Consider the following 15,955-nt stretch of genomic DNA (forward strand, 5'->3'; position numbering starts at 1 on the left):
CGCTGCGGCCGTCATCAAGATGCGGGCGAGCCGGGCGACCGGCCATCTGGACACTGCCCAATATCTTGACGGTGTCCACCATGGCGTAGCATGTTGCGCGTGTCAAGATCCGCGCCGTACCACCACGGCAACCTCGCCGAGACGCTCGAGCGCGCCGCGCTGGCGCTGCTCGAGACGCACACGGCGGCGGCGCTGAGCCTGCGCGAAGTCGCGCGGCAGGCGGGCGTGAGCCACAACGCCCCGTACCACCACTTCGGCGACCGGCAGGGCCTGCTCAAGCGCGTCGCCGAGCGGGCCATGGCCGAGCTGCTCGCGGCGCAGCAGCGAGCAGCCGAGGCCGCGCAGCTGCCCCGCGAGCGGCTGCTGGCAGTCGGCGCCGCCTACGTCGAGCACGCCCTCGCGCATCCGAACGCCTTCGCCGTCATCTTCGACCCCGACGTCTGCGAACCGGGCCACCCGACCGAGGCGATGGCGGTGAGCATCCGGGCCAACGAAGACCTGCTGACGGATGCGGTGGCCGCCTTCCGGCCGGAATCCTCGGCCGAGCAGACCTCGCTCTTCGGCGCCGCGCTGTGGGGCGCGGTGCACGGGCTGGCAACGCTCGCGACGGCCGGTCACCTGCCACGTGAGGCCCTGCGCCCCGCGCTCGACGCGCTGCTGCCGCGCGACTGAGGCGGGGCGCCGGCGGCCGACAACCCGCCCCTGCCAGAGTGGTGCAATGTCCGAGACGCAGCGCAGCGATCCGCCCACCGAGCCGATCCGGTTCCCCGATCTCGACCGAGTGCGCGACGACCTGCGGGCCGACGCCGCTGCGGGGCACCTCGCGCTGTGGGGCACCTCGACCGTCGTCGACGAGCTCGCGGGCGTGCCGGTGCTCGAGCAGCAGCGCTTCGACCAGTTGCACGCCGCCGCCGGCATCCGCGCTCGATTCCCGGTCGGCAATGCCGGTGTGCTGCACGTCTACGGCTATTGGTTCTCGACGATCGTGACGGCGCACGGGCTCAAGCGCGACCGCTGGGTCGACGGGCGGCTCGCCGGCGCGTTCGGGCTGGCGCCCGAGGGCTTCCATCTCGGCGACGGCCGCACGACGACTCTGCTGCGGCGAGTCACCGATGTCGCGCTGCCGCTGCTGCTCGATCCGCCCTGGGACGCCGCGACCGCAGACGTCGAGGTCGAGGGCCGCCACACCCGTACCGTCCTTCACCGTGCCGCCGGCGCGCGCACGACCGCGCTGCTCTACGGCGTCGACGAGGGTGCAGGGCTGCGACTGATCACGACCTTCCCGGTCGACGGCGACCCGCAGCCGTTGCTCGACGCCTCCGTGGCAGTGCCGCGGCTGCGCTGGAATGCGGCACCCGCAGGATCGTAACCGAACGTTCACCTGCCCGTTGACGTTTCGTCCACGGAAAGGATCTACTTTGGATGCATCGTCCAAAGCAGAGGAGCATTGTGCGCCCCACGATCGTGTTCGACTTCGATGGCACCATCGCCATCGGGTCGGGTCCCCTGCTCGCCTACGCGCGCCTCGTCGCGCCGCACGCGAGCAGCGACTACCTGCACCGCGCGGAGGCAGCCCTCGAGGCGTTCGAGCGCGGCGATGGCGGCTACCGGGATGGCTATGACGTGGTGGGCTCGCTGGCGGCGGCCGACGGTGTGGGGCAGCAGCAGATGAGCGACGCCTATCTCGGCAGCCGCGCGCAGCTCGGCACCGAGCTCGCGCCGGTGACGACCGTGCCTGAGCTCACCGCGTTCCTCGACCGCCTGCGGCAGCACGCCCGGCTCGAGCTGGCGACCAACGCGCCAGAGGCCGGTATCGACCGCGTGCTCGAGCTGTGGGGCGTGCGCGAGCGCTTCGACGCGCTGCACTTCGCTGTCGGCAAGCCTGCCGGCCTGAGGGCCGTGGTCGCGCGCGCGATCGAGCGCGGCCCGGTGCTGGCGGTCGGCGACATCGACGCGTTCGACCTCGCACCCGCACGCGCGCTGGGCGCCGACACCGCGCTCGTGGGCGCGACGGCCGCGTCATCGCCCGCATCGACGACGATGCGCGGCGCGAGCCTTGCCGACATCATCGTCGACATCGAGCACTGGGCCGCGTCCGCGGGTTCCAGCACCGCCGCGCCCTCCGGCGCATCCACCACCATCGAAAGGTAAGACTGAGCATGCGCAAGACCCTCGTCACCACCAGCACCCTCACGGTCGCTGCGCTCGCCCTGGTGGGCTGCAGCAGTCCCGCCGCGTCCGAAGGCGGCGACGCCGCTGCCCCCGATTCGATCACCATCTCGCTCGTGCCCTCCGTCGAGGGCGAAGACCTCGCCGAGGCGCTCGACCCGCTCACCGCCTATCTCTCTGAGAACCTCGGCATCGAGGTCAACGGCGTCGTCGCCACCGATTACTCCGCCACCGTCGAGGCGCTCGGCGCTGACCAGGCGCAGGTCATCATCACCGACGCCGGCTCGCTCTACAACGCCACCGAGCGCTACGACGCCGAGCTCGTGCTCCGCGACGTGCGCTTCGGAGCCACGTCCTACGCATCCGTCGCGTACACCAACAACCCCGACAAGTACTGCGAAGACGAGCCGGTGATGGCGACCTACGACGCCAGCGGCATCGAGCTGTCGTACTGCAACGGCATCGAGGCGGCGGGCGAGAGCTCGTTCGGCCAGGGACCGGCGGGCGTCGACGCGTTCGCGAGCATCACCGAGGGCACCGAGGTCGCGCTGCAGGCCGCCACCTCGCCGGCCGGGTACCAGTATCCGGTGGTCGCGATGCGCGCGGCGGGCATCGACACCGACACGGGCATCACGCAGATTCCCGTCGAGGGCAACAACAACGCGGTGCTGGCAGTCCACAACGGCGACGCCGAGGTGGGCTTCGGGTATTGGGACGCACGCACGACCGTGGCCGAAGAGGCACCGGACGTGGCCGAGCAGGTCGTCGCCTTCGCCTACACCGAGATGATCCCCAACGGCGGCGTGGCGGTCTCGTCGTCGCTGCCGGACGAGCTGGTCACCGAGCTCACGACGCTGATGGACGAGTACGCCGACTCCTCGGAGGAAGCCGCTGCGGTGATGTTCGAGCTCGTGGGCCTGTCGGACTGGACGAGCGAGACCGCCGACGAGGAGATCACCCGCTACGGCGAGATCCTCGAGCAGTTCTCGAACTGACCGACCGGAGGCACTGGATGCATCTCCCCGCACGGGACGCGGAGGCCGGGCAGACCCCGGCCTCCGCGTCGTGGCACGTCGAGCTCGACCGCGTGTCCGTCACCTATCCCAACGGCACGCAGGCGCTTCGCGACGTCTCGCTGCGCATCGAGCCGGGCGAGATGGTCTCGATCGTCGGCCTCTCCGGCTCCGGCAAGTCGACGCTCATCCGAACCATCAACGGCCTGGTCGCGACGACGGCCGGCAGCGTCGAGGTCGGCCCGCACCGCATCACCGAGCTGCGTGGACGCGCGCTGCGGGAGGCGCGCGGCCACATCGGCATGATCTTCCAGGGCTTCAACCTCGCCGAGCGCACGGATGTGTTCCACAACGTGCTCGTCGGGCGCTTCGCGCACTCCTCCCAGCTGCGCACGCTGCTGGGCATCCCGACCGCGCACGACAAGGAGCTCGCGCTGCGCGCGCTCGACTCGGTCGGCATGCTCGAGAAGGTGTGGACCCGGGCCGGCTCGCTCTCTGGCGGGCAGCAGCAGCGCGTCGCGATCGCCCGCGCACTCACCCAGGAGCCGAGCGTGATGCTCGCCGACGAGCCGGTGGCGAGCCTCGACCCGCCCACGGCGCACTCGGTGATGGGTGACCTGCGCCGCATCAACCAGGAGCGCGGGCTGACGGTGATGGTCAACATCCACCTGATGGACATCGCGCGGCAGTACACGACGCGCATGATCGGGCTGCGTGGGGGCGAGGTCGTCTACGACGGCCCCGCGCACGAGGCGCAGGATGCCGATTTCGAGAAGATCTACGGCAGGCCCGTGCGGCCGCAGGACCGGCTGGGCGCGCCCGCATGAGCACAGCCAGCACGCTCGCCGTCCCCGTGCGGCCGACGCACCGGGCGCGCACAGCCGCGATCGTCGCGGCGTTCGCGGCGTTCACCGTCGCGACCTGCCTGCCCGCGATCGGCGGCATCGAGCTCGACCTGGCGGCCCTGGTGCGCAACTGGCAGAACGGCGTCGACAAGCTGCTGCAGCTGCTGCAGCCGAACTTCGCCTTCTTCCCCCGCACCGTCGCGCCGATGCTCGAGACGCTGCAGATGGCGCTCGTCGGCGCGGCCGGTGCCGCCGCCGTCTCGGTGCCGCTGACGCTCTGGGCGGCGAAGGTCACGAACCAGAACGCGATCGGCCGCAGCATCGTGCGCACGGCCGTCAACGTCGTGCGTGCCGTGCCCGACCTCGTCTACGCGACGGTGCTCGTCGCCATGGTGGGCGTCGGTGCGCTGCCGGGCGTGCTCACCCTGTTCCTGTTCAACATCGGCATCATCGTCAAGCTCGTCTCCGAGGCCATCGACTCTGCCGACCACGGCTACATGGAGGCCGGTCGTGCGGCGGGCGGCACGCAGCTGCAGATCAACCGCGTCACGGCGCTGCCGCAGACCTGGCCGCTGTTCGCCAACCAGTGGCTCTACGTGCTCGAGCTCAACGTGCGCATCTCCGCCATCCTGGGCCTCGTCGGCGCGGGCGGCATCGGCCGCATCCTCGACGAGCGTCGCGCCTTCTACGCCTACGACGACGTCTCCCTCATCATCCTCGAGATCCTCGTCGTGGTGATCGTCATCGAAGTGTTCTCCAACATGCTGCGGCGGCGGCTCGCATGACCGTCACCACCGCCGAGCCGCGCACGCTCGCCGAGACGGCACTGCCGGTGCCGCCGCGTCCCTCACGCCTATGGCCGACGCTGATCGCAACCGCCGTCGGCGTCATCATCCTCGCCTCCGGCGCCGGCCTGCAGATCAGCTGGGCCGAGCTGCCGACACTGCCCGCGAAGGTCGCCGAGTACCTGCGGCTGATGTTCGCCGCGCCGAACTGGGAGAAGCTGCCGCGGGCGCTCGAGGAGACCTGGCGATCGATCTCGATGGCATGGATCGGCGCGATCCTCTGCGTGGTCATCTCCATCCCGCTGGGCATCCTGGCGGCGAACGGCGTCGGCCCGCGCTGGCTGCGCACGATCCTCCGCGGGATGTTCGCGGTCATCCGGGCCGTGCCCGAGGTGATCATCGCGCTCGTCCTGCTGACCGTCACGGGCCTCACGCCGCTCACCGGCGCCCTCGCGCTCGGCATCGCCGGCATCGGCACGCAGGGCAAGTGGGTGTACGAGACGATCGAGTCGACCCGCTCCGGTGCCACGGAGGCCGTGCGCGCGGCAGGCGGCACGACGGCGCAGGTGGCGCGGTGGGCGCTCTGGCCAGCGGCAGCGCCGTCGCTCATGTCCTTCGCGCTCTACCGCTTCGAGATCAACATCCGCACCTCCGCCGTGCTCGGGCTCGTGGGCGCCGGAGGCATAGGCAGCATGCTCTCGAACTACACGAACTTCCGCGAATGGGACACAGTAGGGATGCTGTTGATCGTGGTGGTCGCAGCGACGATGCTGATGGATGCGATCTCCGGAGCGATCCGGCGCCGCATCATGGAAGGAGCCCGATCCCGTGGCCTGGGCCGGAACAGCTGACGCGTCACCGAGTACGCGCATCGGGTCGCTGCGCCCCTCGATGCTGCCCACCGAGCAGCGAGTGGTCGACGCGGTCGTCGCCGATCGCAGCGGCACGGTCGAGCGCACGGCGCAAGAGCTCGCCGATGTCGTGGGTGTCGGCCGCACGACCGTCATCCGTGCGGCGCAGGCGCTCGGCTACGACGGCTACCCGCAGCTGCGCGTGGCGGTTGCGCGCGAGCTCGCTCTCGAGCAGTCGCATGCGGTGCCGGAGGACGGGGATGCCTCCCTGACGGGGTCGCTGCGCACCGCAGCGCACCGGTTCGGCGCGAAGCTCGTCGACTCGATCGCGGCGCTGACCGAGGAGGCGGTGACGGCGTTCGTCGACGTCGTCGACCAGGCCGATCGGGTGCTGGTGATCGCCAACGGGCTCTCAGTGCCGCTCGCGATGGATCTGATGCTGCGCCTCAACGCCGCGGGCCGCCCTGCCGAGCAGCTCTTCGACGCGCTGGCGCAGCAGATCTCCGCACGCCAGCTCGGCCCCGCATCCGCCTGCGTGGTGATCTCCGGCTCCGGCGACAACCGCGCCTCCCTCGACGCGATCCGCGCGGCACGGGCGAGTGGCGCGCGCGTGCTCGCGATCACCTCGTTCGCTCGCTCGCCCGTCGCCGAGGCGGCTGACGTGACGCTGGTCGTGCCGCCGGTCAACGACAGCTTCCACGATGAGCTGGTGCACACCTCGCGGGCGGCGCTACTGCTGCTGGGTGAGCAGCTCGTGGCACTGCTCATCCGGCAGCGCGGGGATCGCGGGCGCGACGCCAGGGCGGCCTCGCTGTCGGTGCTGGGCGGCTCGCTGCAGGAGTGAGCGTCGCTGCCTTCACTGCGGCAGGCTCGGCCTGCCGCGTCTTCTCGCTCGCAAAGCACAGCGAGCAACGCAGAACCGGTACCGGATGGCCGCCCCGAGGGGGACCATGCGGTACCGGTTCTCTGCAGGACGGTTCGCTGCAGACCGCGCTGCGGTGAGGGCTATTCCGCGGGGAGGATGAGCTCCTCACCGGCCATGATCAGATCGGGGTTGGAGATGGTGTCCTGGTTGACCGCGAAGATGCCGAGCCAGCCGCTCTCGACGCCCTCGGCCTCGGCGATCTCGAAGAGCGTGTCGCCCGGCTCGATCGTCACGGTCTCGTCGCCGGGCTCGACGTCGGGCAGCTCGTAGCTCGGCGCTGCCTGCTGGGCCGGTGCCGCCTGCTCGGCGGGTGCTGCCTGCTGCGCAGGTGCTGCCTGCTCGGCCGGCGCGGCCTGCTGGGCGGGCGCCGCCTGCTGCGAGCCCGAGTCGACCGGCGTGCTGCTCGGCTCAGCCGAGCCGCTCGCGCCGATCTGCGCTGAGCAGGAGGGCCATGCGCCCCAGCCCTGCCCGGCCAGCGTGTTCTCCGCGACGCGGATCTGCTCGGCGCGCGAGGCGTCCGCCGGGTTGCCCGAGCCGCCGAAGGCCTCCCACGTCGACTGCGAGAACTGCAGACCGCCGTAGTAGCCGTTGCCGGTGTTGATCGACCAGTTGCCGCCCGACTCGCACTGCGCGAGGGCATCCCAGGTCGAGCCGTCTGCGGCGTTCGCCGCGGTCGGCACGAGCACGGCTCCTGCGACGGTGGCGATGCCGGTGGCCACGAGGCCCCCGATGTATCGCTTCGATCGGCGCGTGCCGGTGGTGCTCTGCTTCTTGATCACATTGAACTCCGCGGCCCCGCCTCGGCACACGATGTGCGCGCACGTCCGCCCGACCGAAAGGTGTGGAATCGATGGCACGAAGGACTCATGGGGCGGATGCGACGGCCGTCCTTCGCGGTTCAAGGTGACGACACTACACCAATTGTCACAGTTTGATAACGATCTTGATAACTTTATCGAGCGGGGGCTCGCCCGAAAACGTTGTCGCCGAGCATGCAGGTCTCGACCACTGCCCCTACAGCGACGCCGGCTCCCGCAGCCCCGTGCGCACGAGCTGCAGCACCGAGTCGGCCAGCTGCTCGGGGCTGATCGGCCCATCCGGCCGGTACCACTCGACGATCGAGTTGACCATGCCGAAGGTCAGCCGCTCGGCCACCTGCGGCTCCATGTCGGCGCGCAGCGTGCCCTCGTCGCGCGAGAGCTCGAACAGCGTGCGCAGCTTGCGGTCGATCGCGCGCCGCCGCGCCATCGCCTCGAGCTCGATCGGGGTGTTGCCGCGCAGCCGCAGCAGCAGCGTCACGTAGGGCTTCCGCTCGCACAGCACCAGCACCGCGCCGCGGACCACGAAGCGGATGCGGCTGACGACGGCCCCCGTCGTCGCCTCCGGTGCGTCGAACACGGCCTCGAGCGCGTCGAGCGCCTTCGCGAGCGCCACCTCGAGCATCTGCTCCTTCGAGGCGAAGTGGTGGTAGATCGCCGACTTCGAGAGCCCGAGCCGCTCGGCCAGCACGCCGAGCGAGGTGGCGTCGTAGCCGCGCTCGTTGAACGCCTCGACGACCACCTCGAGCATCGAGTCGCGGTCGTAGCCGGGGCGGCCGCGGCGCACGGCAGTGCCGACAGGCTCGGTGGTGGTCATCGGAGCAATCCTCTCAGCCAGGTCTCGAGACGCGTGCGCCGTTGGCGCGCGCTCCTCGACCGGCAGCATCAGCGCAGGTCGTAGACGCGCTTGTACTTGCCCTCCGAGCGGGGCAGCGAGCCGCACTCCACGATCTGCACCTTCACCGAGGTGCCGATGCGGTCCTTGATGCGCACACGCAGGATGTGGGCAGCGGCCTCGGAGACCTCGTGCGGCAAGTGCGGCTCCGGCTCGATCTTCACCGTCATCTGGTCCATCCGACCCGAGCGCGTGAGCTCGAGGATGAAGTGCGGCGTGAGGTGCTCGATCGCGAGCGCGATCTCCTCGATCTGGGTCGGGAAGAGGTTGACGCCGCGCAGGATGATCATGTCGTCGTTGCGGCCGGTGATCTTCTCGATGCGGCGCATGGTGGGCTGCGCGCTGCCCGGCAGCAGCCGGCTCAGGTCGCGCGTGCGGTAGCGCAGCACCGGAAACGCGCGCTTCGTCAGCGACGTGAACACCAGCTCGCCCACTTCGCCATCGGGCAGCACCTCGCCCGTCTCGCCGTCGATGATCTCGGGCAGGAAGTGGTCCTCCCAGATCGTGGGCCCGTCCTTGGTGGAGGCGAACTCGCTGCCGACGCCCGGCCCCATGACCTCGGACAGGCCGTAGATGTCGACGGCGTCCAGACCCATCCGCTGCTCGAGCTCTGCCCGCATCTCGTTGGTCCACGGCTCGGCGCCGCAGATCGCGACCTTGAGCGACGTCTCGCGCGGGTCGAGGCCGGCATCCTCGAACGCGTCGGCGATCGTCAGCAGGTATGACGGCGTGCACATGATCGCGTCCGGCTCGAAGTCGCGGATGAGCTGCACCTGCCGCACCGTCTGCCCGCCGGAGACGGGGATGGCGGTCGCACCCAGCCGCTCGATGCCGGCGTGGGCGCCCAGCCCGCCGGTGAAGAGGCCGTAGCCGTAGGCGTTGTGCACCTTCATGCCAGGGCGCACGCCGGCGGCACGCAGCGAGCGCGCGACGACCTCGGCCCAGTTGTCGAGATCGCCCTGCGTGTAGCCGACCACGGTCGGCCGCCCGGTGGTGCCCGAGGAGGCGTGGATGCGCGCGACCTCGCCCATCGGCACCGCGAACATGCCGAAGGGGTACGACTGGCGCAGATCCTCCTTGGTCGTGAACGGCAGCCTCGCGAGGTCGTCGAGCGAGCGGATGTCGTCGGGGCCGACACCCGCCTCGTCGAGCTTCGCGGTGTAGGTCGGCACATTGTCGTAGGCGTGCCGCACGGTCTGCTGCAGGCGGGTCAGCTGCAACGTGCGCAGCTCGTCGAGCGAGAGCCGCTCGCCGCTGTCTCTCAGATCATCCGTGGCGCGCAGATCCGGCTCACGCCCGTCGTCACTGGCAAGAAGGTGGTCGGATGCGGTGCTCATGCGGGCCCTCCAGGTCCGGTCGGCGCGGTGCGGTTGGTGGTGAAGGAGCGGCCGCGGAACTCGGCGACCGTCTCCCCGGTCTCATCGACGATGGACACGTCGTAGATGCCGTTGCGGCCGCTCTTCCAGCGGCGCTCGGCGGTGGCGGTGAGCGTCTGGCCGGCGTGCGTGGCCTTCGCGAAGGTGATGTCGGCGCCCGAGGCGACCGTCACGTACTCATCCTCGTTGCAGGCGTAGGCGAAGGCGGTGTCGGCGAGCGTGAACACCAGCCCGCCGTGCGTCATGCCGAAGCCGTTCACCATGCTCTCGGCAATCAGCATCGTCAGCACCGCGCGGCCGCGCTCGAGCTCGGCGATCTCGATGCCGAAGGCCTCCTTCGCGCGGTCGGTCTCGGCCATGATCGTGGCCAGCCACGACTCGTCCCTCGTCGTCTCCTGCGGCATGCGCGCTCCATTGCGTCGGCGTTCTCGGCAGGGGCCGTTGCAGGCCCGCACGGGGCGAGTCTATACTTACTGAACGTTCGGTCACTAATTCGTTTCCGGACGCGACCACAGGAGGAAGTCGACGATGACGCTCACCGCACCCGACGCATCCGCTCGCCGTGACGACCAGCGCGGGCTGACCGAGGCAGAGGTCGCCGAGGCGCAGGCCGCCTTCGACGCCATCATCGAGGCCGACCAGCGCATCGAGCCGCGCGACTGGATGCCCGACGCGTACCGCAAGACGCTCATCCGGCAGATCTCGCAGCACGCGCACTCCGAGATCATCGGCATGCAGCCCGAGGGCAACTGGATCTCGCGCGCGCCGAGCCTCAAGCGCAAGGCCATCCTGATGGCGAAGGTGCAGGACGAGGCCGGCCACGGGCTCTACCTCTACTCCGCGGCGCAGACGCTCGGCATCTCGCGAGACGAGATGACCGAGCAGCTGATCGAGTCGCGCGCCCGCTACTCGTCGATCTTCAACTACCCCACGCCCACCTGGGCCGACATGGGGGCGATCGGCTGGCTCGTCGACGGCGCCGCGATCTGCAACCAGGTGCCGCTGTGCCGCGCCTCGTACGGGCCCTACGGCCGCGCGATGGTGCGCATCTGCAAGGAGGAGTCGTTCCACCAGCGGCAGGGCTTCGAGATCCTGCTCGAGCTGTCGAACGGCACCGAGGCGCAGCACCGGATGGCGCAGGAAGCCGTGAACCGCTGGTACTGGCCGTCGCTGATGATGTTCGGCCCGCCGGACGACGAGTCGCCCAACTCGGCACAGTCGATGGCGTGGAAGATCAAGCGCTTCACGAACGACGAGCTGCGGCAGCGCTTCGTCGGCATGCTCGTGCCGCAGGTCGAGGTGCTGGGGCTGACGCTGCCCGACCCGAACCTGCGCTGGAATGAGCAGCGCGGCGAGTGGGACATGTCGGAGATCGACTGGACCGAGTTCAACGAGGTGCTCGCCGGCCGCGGGCCCGCGAACGCCCAGCGCATCCAGCACCGCCGCGACGCGCACGAGAGCGGTGCGTGGGTGCGCGAGGCCGCCGCCGCGTACGCCCAGAAGCAGGCCGCGCGCGAGCGCCGGGCCGCGTGAGGAGACTGACCATGGCAACACCAGGCGATGTGGCCGGCGAGGGCTGGCCGCTCTACGAGGTGTTCGTGCGCGCCAACCGCGGCCTCAGCCACGTGCACGTGGGCTCGCTGCACGCGCCCGACGACGACATGGCGCTGCGCAACGCGCGCGACCTCTACACCCGCCGCAACGAGGGCGTCTCGGTGTGGGTGGTGCGCTCGAGCCTCATCACCACGAGCGACCCCGACCAGAAGGGCGCCTTCTTCGAGAGCCCGGCGGGCAAGAACTACCGGCACGCGAAGTACTACGAGAAGAGCGCGGAGGTGCCGCACCTGTGAACGCTCCCCAGCCCCCGGCCACCGGCCGCGACGCGGCCACGGTCAACGCCGCCTATGAGGCCGAGGCGGCCTCTCACCTGACCGAGCACAGCTCGGTCAGCGCTGGGGTCGCGTCGGAGGCCCACCGGGCCTCCGACTTCAGCTCCACCGCGCACGGCGACGTCACCGTCGACGAGCTCGACCTCGCCGCCGAGCTCTCGGGCGTGCCCTCGGCGAAGGCCACCGAGACGCAAGCCGAGTACGCGCTGCGGCTCGGCGACGACGCACTGATCCTCTCCCAGCGGCTCGGCTGGTGGATCTCGCGCGCACCGGAGCTCGAGGAGGACATGGCGCTGGGCAACATCGCCCTCGACCTGCTCGGCCACGCCCGATCCCTCCTGCACTACGCGGGCACCGCATCCGCCCGCACCGAAGACGAGCTGGCATACTTCCGCGACGAGCACGAGTTCCGCTGCGCGTGGCTGTTCGAGCAGCCGAACGGCGACTTCGCGCACACGATCGTGCGCGGCCTGATCGCCGCGATCTGGATGCAGGAGCTCTACACCGCGCTGTCGCGGTCGACGGATGCGTCACTCGCGGCGATCGCGGCGAAGTCGGTCAAGGAGGTGGCCTACCACCGCGACCACGCCGTGCAGTGGACGCTGCGCCTGGCGGGCGGCACGGAGGAGTCGCGCCGCCGCCTGCTCGAGGCGCTCACCGACCTGTGGGTGTACACCGAGGAGCTGTTCCGCGACGACGAGCTGCACGAGCGGCTCGAGGGCGTCGCGCCTCGCCCGTCGAGCCTGCGCGCCGGCTACGTTCGTGTCTGGAACGCCGTGCTGGCCGAGGCCGAGATCGCGCCGGAGGACTACGTCGACCGCAAGATCGGCTCGTCGTCCGGCGGCGGCCGGCACGGCAACCACTCGACCCACCTGGGCCCGCTGCTGGCCGAGATGCAGGTGCTCGCCCGCCGCCACCCGGGGGCGACATGGTGAGCGCGACCACCGCATCCGGCCTCACGCGTGAGCACGCGTGGAAGGTCGCCGCAGGCGTCGCCGACCCCGAGGTGCCCGTGCTGACCATCGAGGATCTCGGGGTGCTGCGCGCGGTCGAGGTCGACGCATCCGGTGTGCGCGTCACGATGACCCCCACGTACTCGGGCTGCCCCGCCATCGACCAGATGCGCGACGACGTGCTGCTGGCGCTCACCGCCGAGGGCTTCCGCGACATCACCGTCGACTTCACGCTCTCCCCCGCCTGGACCACCGACTGGATGAGCGAGGCCGGCAAGGCGAAGCTCACCGCCTACGGCATCGCCCCGCCCACGCACCGGGCGGGCGAGCGCTCCGGCCCCATCCCGGTGATGCTGGGCGTCAAGTGCCCTCGCTGCCAGAGCCTGCGCACCCGCGAGGTCTCGCGCTTCGGCTCCACCGCCTGCAAGAGCCACTTCGAGTGCCTCGCGTGCCTCGAGCCCTTCGACCACTTCAAGGTGCACTGAGCATGGGAGAGCACTGATGGCCGCCATCAACCTGGGCAGTCAGGGCCTGCGGCCGGGCGGCGGTGCCCCCGGCGCCACGGCATCCGCCCGCCGCCGGGGCCGCTTCCACGCGCTCGAGGTGGCCGAGGTGCGGCCGCTGACGGCCGAGTCGGTCGAGGTGACCTTCGCGGTGCCCGACGAGCTGCACGACGCCTTCGGCTACGTCGCCGGCCAGCACCTCGCGCTGCGCAAGACCATCGACGGCCACGAGATGCGCCGCTCGTACTCGATCTGCCGGCCGCCGAGCCCCGGCAGCATCTCGGTCGCCATCAAGCGCGACCTGGGCGGCCGCTTCTCGACCTGGGCGAACGCCGAGCTGCAGCCGGGCGAGCGCATCGACGTGATGAGCCCCGAGGGCTCGTTCACCTCGTCGCTCGAGCGGGTCGACGGCGTGCACGTGGTCGGCATCGCGGCCGGATCGGGCATCACGCCGATGATGGCGCTCGCCAGCGAGGTGCTCTCCGGCAGCGAGAGCTCGACCTTCTCGCTGCTGTTCTCGAACCGCTCGACGCTCGACGTGATGTTCATCGAGGAGCTCGCCGACCTCAAGGATCGCTACCCGGCGCGCCTGGCCCTGCACCACGTGCTCTCGCGCGAGCAGCGGGCGGCGCCGCTGATGTCGGGCCGCATCGACCAGCAGCGGCTCGAGCGCATCCTGGCAGAGCTGATCCGCCCCGAGAGCGTCGACGAGTGGTTCCTGTGCGGGCCGTTCGAGCTCGTGCAGCTGTGCCGCGACGTGCTCGCGGGCGCCGGCGTCGACCCCGCGCACGTGCGCTACGAGCTGTTCACCACGGGCAGGCCGACGGATGCCGCGGGCGACCGGGGCAGGCCGGTGGTCGTCGAGGAGGGCCAGGACACCTGGACGCTCGACTTCACGCTCGACGGGCAGTCCTCGCAGGTGCAGAGCCCGGTGGCGGCGCGCGAGTCGATCCTCAACGCCGCGCTGCGCGTGCGGCCGGACGTGCCGTTCGCGTGCGCCGGCGGCGTCTGCGGCACCTGCCGCGCGAAGGTCGTCTCGGGCAGCGTGAACATGACCGAGAACTACGCGCTCGAGCCCGACGAGCTCGAGCGCGGCTACGTGCTCACCTGCCAGTCGCACCCGAAGACCGACACGGTGGTCGTCGACTACGACGTGTAGGCCGCTACGGTGATCGAGCAGGTGATCGAGCCCAGACGGTGATCCAGCCCAGACGAAGGAGTCCGCAGTGATCGAGCTGACCATCGCCGACGACGTGGCCGAGGTGGTGCTGAACGCACCCGAGCAGCGCAACGCCGTCGACGCATCCGCTCTGCAGGAATTGGCGGATGCGTACCGGCAGGCCGAGCAGGCGGGCGTGCGCGCGCTCGTGCTGCGCGGGGAGGGCAAGGGCTTCTGCGCCGGCCGCGACATCTCGCAGGTCGACCCGGTGACCGACGATGCCGCCGGCTTCCTGCGCGGCAGGCTGCAGCCGCTGCTCGAGCAGATGGCGGCCTTCCCCGCGCCCACCTTCGCGGTCGCGCACGGTGCGTGCCTCGGCGTCGGGCTCGGCCTGCTGATCGCGACCGACGTGGTCTACGTGGCCGAGTCGGCGAAGCTCGGCAGCCCCTTCGCGGCGCTCGGCGCCACGCTCGACTCGGGCGGGCACGCGCTCTTCTTCGAGCGGCTGGGCGCCCATCGCACCTTCGACCTCATCTATTCGGGGCGGCTCATGTCGGGCGCCGAGGCCGTCACGGCCGGGCTGTTCTCGCGGGCCTTCGCCGACGACGAGGTGCTCGAGGCCACCCGGGCGGCGGCAGCGCATGCGGCGCAGGGGCCGACGCTCGCGTTCCTGGCGAGCAAGGAGATCCTGCGCGGCCTGCGCGATGAGCGGCAGGGGCTGTGGCGCTCGGTCGAGGCCGAGAACGCGGCGCAGGTCGCGCTCAGTCAGACGGAGGACTTCCGCGAGGGGTTCGCGGCCTTCCAGCAGAAGCGCAGGCCGAGCTTCACCGGGCGCGGCTGAACCGGCGCGGCCGGTCAGCGGCGCGCGACACCCGGCCGAGGCGGCGTAGCCTGCCGCCATGGATCACCTGCGCGCACTGGCCGGCTTCCAGGAGCAGTTCCTCGCGAGCACCCGCCGGGCCGACCCCGCGACGCCCATCCCCTGGCTCGGCCGCTGGAGCGTCGAGAAGCTCGTCGTGCACCTCGCGCGCATCCACCACTGGGCCGCCGGGCAGGCGCGGCGCGAGCAGGAGACGCCGCTCGGCCGCGGCCCCTTCGACCTGCCGCAGCTGTACGACGAGTGCGCCACCGAGCTGCGAGAGACGCTCGCCGAGCTCGACCCCGACGCCCGCGCCTGGGCGCTCGTCGACGACGGTGTGCCGAAGGCCGAGCAGTCCGGCACGGTGCGCTTCTGGCATCGGCGGCAGGCGCACGAGACGCTCGTGCACCTCTGGGATCTGCGCACCGCGATCGGCGAGCCGCTCGCCGCCCACGGCTTCGATCCGGGCGACGAGGCGTGGGTCGACTGCCTCGACGAGGTCGTCACCGTCATGCATCCGCGGCAGCTGCGGCTCGAGCGCGTCGCCCGTCCCGCCGCCCGCATCGTGTTCCGGCCGGAGGGGGCGGATGCGTCGCTGACGCTGGGCGGTGCGGCCGACGACGCGCCCGTGGTCGTCATCGCAGGGCCAGCGCGCTCGCTCGCGCTGCTGGCCTGGGGGCGCGGTGTGCCGGACGACGACCGGCTCGCCGCCGAGGGCGTCGAGGTGGAGGGCGACCGGACGCTGGCGGAGGCTGTGGTGCGGGCCGGGCTGACGCCCTGAAACGCTGACGCCCTGACGCCCTGCCGCCCCTCGGCGAACCCCGGACGCCATGGCCGCACCGACACCGCTGTCCCCCACCTGAAGATCTGCCAAAGGTGGATGCATTCTCGTTTCGCAACGCCACCGGCCGCGCA

At 71.0% G+C, this 15,955-nt stretch carries 19 protein-coding genes; 15 read left to right on the forward strand and 4 right to left on the reverse strand.

The annotated features are described in order from the left end of the window. Window positions 1-99: 99 nt before the first annotated feature. The 8 genes from J1M46_RS10790 to J1M46_RS10825 all read left to right on the forward strand — a co-directional run bounded on the left by J1M46_RS10790 (window position 100) and on the right by J1M46_RS10825 (window position 6,507). Window positions 100-672, forward strand: coding sequence for a TetR/AcrR family transcriptional regulator (locus J1M46_RS10790; protein ID WP_342384352.1), 573 nt, complete (start codon window positions 100-102; stop codon window positions 670-672). Between the two features lie 46 nt (window positions 673-718). After that, entirely contained in the window at window positions 719-1,369 is a 651-nt protein-coding gene (locus J1M46_RS10795; RefSeq protein ID WP_206447805.1) for an amino acid deaminase, read from the forward strand. Between the two features lie 80 nt (window positions 1,370-1,449). Continuing rightward, a complete protein-coding gene (locus J1M46_RS10800; protein ID WP_206447806.1) occupies window positions 1,450-2,151 on the forward strand; it encodes an HAD family hydrolase in 702 nt (233 codons plus the stop codon). Between the two features lie 8 nt (window positions 2,152-2,159). After that, window positions 2,160-3,164 (forward strand): phosphate/phosphite/phosphonate ABC transporter substrate-binding protein, encoded by a 1,005-nt coding sequence (gene phnD, locus J1M46_RS10805; protein WP_206447807.1) that lies wholly within the window; start codon window positions 2,160-2,162, stop codon window positions 3,162-3,164. 17 nt (window positions 3,165-3,181) lie between these two features. Then, window positions 3,182-4,009: a phosphonate ABC transporter ATP-binding protein gene (gene phnC, locus J1M46_RS10810; protein ID WP_206447808.1), complete on the forward strand. Its 828-nt coding sequence runs from the start codon at window positions 3,182-3,184 to the stop codon at window positions 4,007-4,009. Continuing rightward, window positions 4,006-4,812, forward strand: a complete 807-nt coding sequence (phnE, locus tag J1M46_RS10815; RefSeq protein ID WP_206447809.1) for a phosphonate ABC transporter, permease protein PhnE — start codon at window positions 4,006-4,008, stop codon at window positions 4,810-4,812. The genes phnC and phnE (J1M46_RS10815) overlap by 4 nt, the downstream gene beginning before the upstream one ends. Further along, entirely contained in the window at window positions 4,809-5,663 is an 855-nt protein-coding gene (phnE, locus tag J1M46_RS10820) for a phosphonate ABC transporter, permease protein PhnE (protein WP_206447810.1), read from the forward strand. Before phnE (J1M46_RS10815) ends, phnE (J1M46_RS10820) begins: the two co-directional genes overlap by 4 nt. Next, window positions 5,590-6,507, forward strand: a complete 918-nt coding sequence (locus J1M46_RS10825; RefSeq protein WP_274606925.1) for a MurR/RpiR family transcriptional regulator — start codon at window positions 5,590-5,592, stop codon at window positions 6,505-6,507. Before phnE (J1M46_RS10820) ends, J1M46_RS10825 begins: the two co-directional genes overlap by 74 nt. Window positions 6,508-6,668: 161 nt before the next feature. Here the strand turns inward: J1M46_RS10825 and J1M46_RS15645 are convergent, their stop codons facing one another. From J1M46_RS15645 to paaI, 4 genes are all read right to left on the reverse strand, one after another. Beyond that, window positions 6,669-7,367 (reverse strand): transglycosylase family protein, encoded by a 699-nt coding sequence (locus J1M46_RS15645; protein WP_342384353.1) that lies wholly within the window; start codon window positions 7,365-7,367, stop codon window positions 6,669-6,671. 235 nt (window positions 7,368-7,602) lie between these two features. Further along, window positions 7,603-8,223: a TetR/AcrR family transcriptional regulator gene (locus J1M46_RS10835; protein ID WP_206447813.1), complete on the reverse strand. Its 621-nt coding sequence runs from the start codon at window positions 8,221-8,223 to the stop codon at window positions 7,603-7,605. A gap of 68 nt (window positions 8,224-8,291) precedes the next feature. Next, window positions 8,292-9,638: a phenylacetate--CoA ligase PaaK gene (gene paaK / locus J1M46_RS10840; protein ID WP_206447814.1), complete on the reverse strand. Its 1,347-nt coding sequence runs from the start codon at window positions 9,636-9,638 to the stop codon at window positions 8,292-8,294. Beyond that, complete coding sequence (gene paaI, locus J1M46_RS10845; protein ID WP_206447815.1) at window positions 9,635-10,081, reverse strand: hydroxyphenylacetyl-CoA thioesterase PaaI; 447 nt, start codon at window positions 10,079-10,081, stop codon at window positions 9,635-9,637. The genes paaK and paaI overlap by 4 nt, the downstream gene beginning before the upstream one ends. 124 nt (window positions 10,082-10,205) lie before the next feature. Here paaI and paaA point away from each other — a divergent pair, with 124 nt between their 5' ends. The 7 genes from paaA to J1M46_RS10880 all read left to right on the forward strand — a co-directional run bounded on the left by paaA (window position 10,206) and on the right by J1M46_RS10880 (window position 15,821). Further along, a complete protein-coding gene (paaA, locus tag J1M46_RS10850; RefSeq protein WP_206447816.1) occupies window positions 10,206-11,210 on the forward strand; it encodes a 1,2-phenylacetyl-CoA epoxidase subunit PaaA in 1,005 nt (334 codons plus the stop codon). Between the two features lie 11 nt (window positions 11,211-11,221). After that, window positions 11,222-11,527, forward strand: coding sequence for a 1,2-phenylacetyl-CoA epoxidase subunit PaaB (gene paaB, locus J1M46_RS10855; RefSeq protein ID WP_206447817.1), 306 nt, complete (start codon window positions 11,222-11,224; stop codon window positions 11,525-11,527). 77 nt (window positions 11,528-11,604) lie between these two features. Further along, window positions 11,605-12,501: a 1,2-phenylacetyl-CoA epoxidase subunit PaaC gene (paaC, locus tag J1M46_RS10860; RefSeq protein ID WP_206448693.1), complete on the forward strand. Its 897-nt coding sequence runs from the start codon at window positions 11,605-11,607 to the stop codon at window positions 12,499-12,501. Beyond that, window positions 12,495-13,004 carry a 1,2-phenylacetyl-CoA epoxidase subunit PaaD gene (gene paaD, locus J1M46_RS10865; RefSeq protein ID WP_206447818.1) on the forward strand — a complete coding sequence of 170 codons (510 nt, stop codon included), beginning with the start codon at window positions 12,495-12,497 and terminating at the stop codon, window positions 13,002-13,004. Before paaC ends, paaD begins: the two co-directional genes overlap by 7 nt. Before the next feature lie 16 nt (window positions 13,005-13,020). Continuing rightward, a complete protein-coding gene (gene paaE / locus J1M46_RS10870; RefSeq protein WP_206447819.1) occupies window positions 13,021-14,181 on the forward strand; it encodes a 1,2-phenylacetyl-CoA epoxidase subunit PaaE in 1,161 nt (386 codons plus the stop codon). A gap of 67 nt (window positions 14,182-14,248) precedes the next feature. Continuing rightward, window positions 14,249-15,022 carry an enoyl-CoA hydratase/isomerase family protein gene (locus tag J1M46_RS10875; RefSeq protein ID WP_206447820.1) on the forward strand — a complete coding sequence of 258 codons (774 nt, stop codon included), beginning with the start codon at window positions 14,249-14,251 and terminating at the stop codon, window positions 15,020-15,022. Between the two features lie 58 nt (window positions 15,023-15,080). Continuing rightward, entirely contained in the window at window positions 15,081-15,821 is a 741-nt protein-coding gene (locus J1M46_RS10880; protein ID WP_206447821.1) for a maleylpyruvate isomerase N-terminal domain-containing protein, read from the forward strand. Window positions 15,822-15,955 lie beyond the last annotated feature (134 nt).

This window comes from Agrococcus sp. KRD186 (genome assembly GCF_017168255.1).
GTDB lineage: Bacteria > Actinomycetota > Actinomycetes > Actinomycetales > Microbacteriaceae > Agrococcus.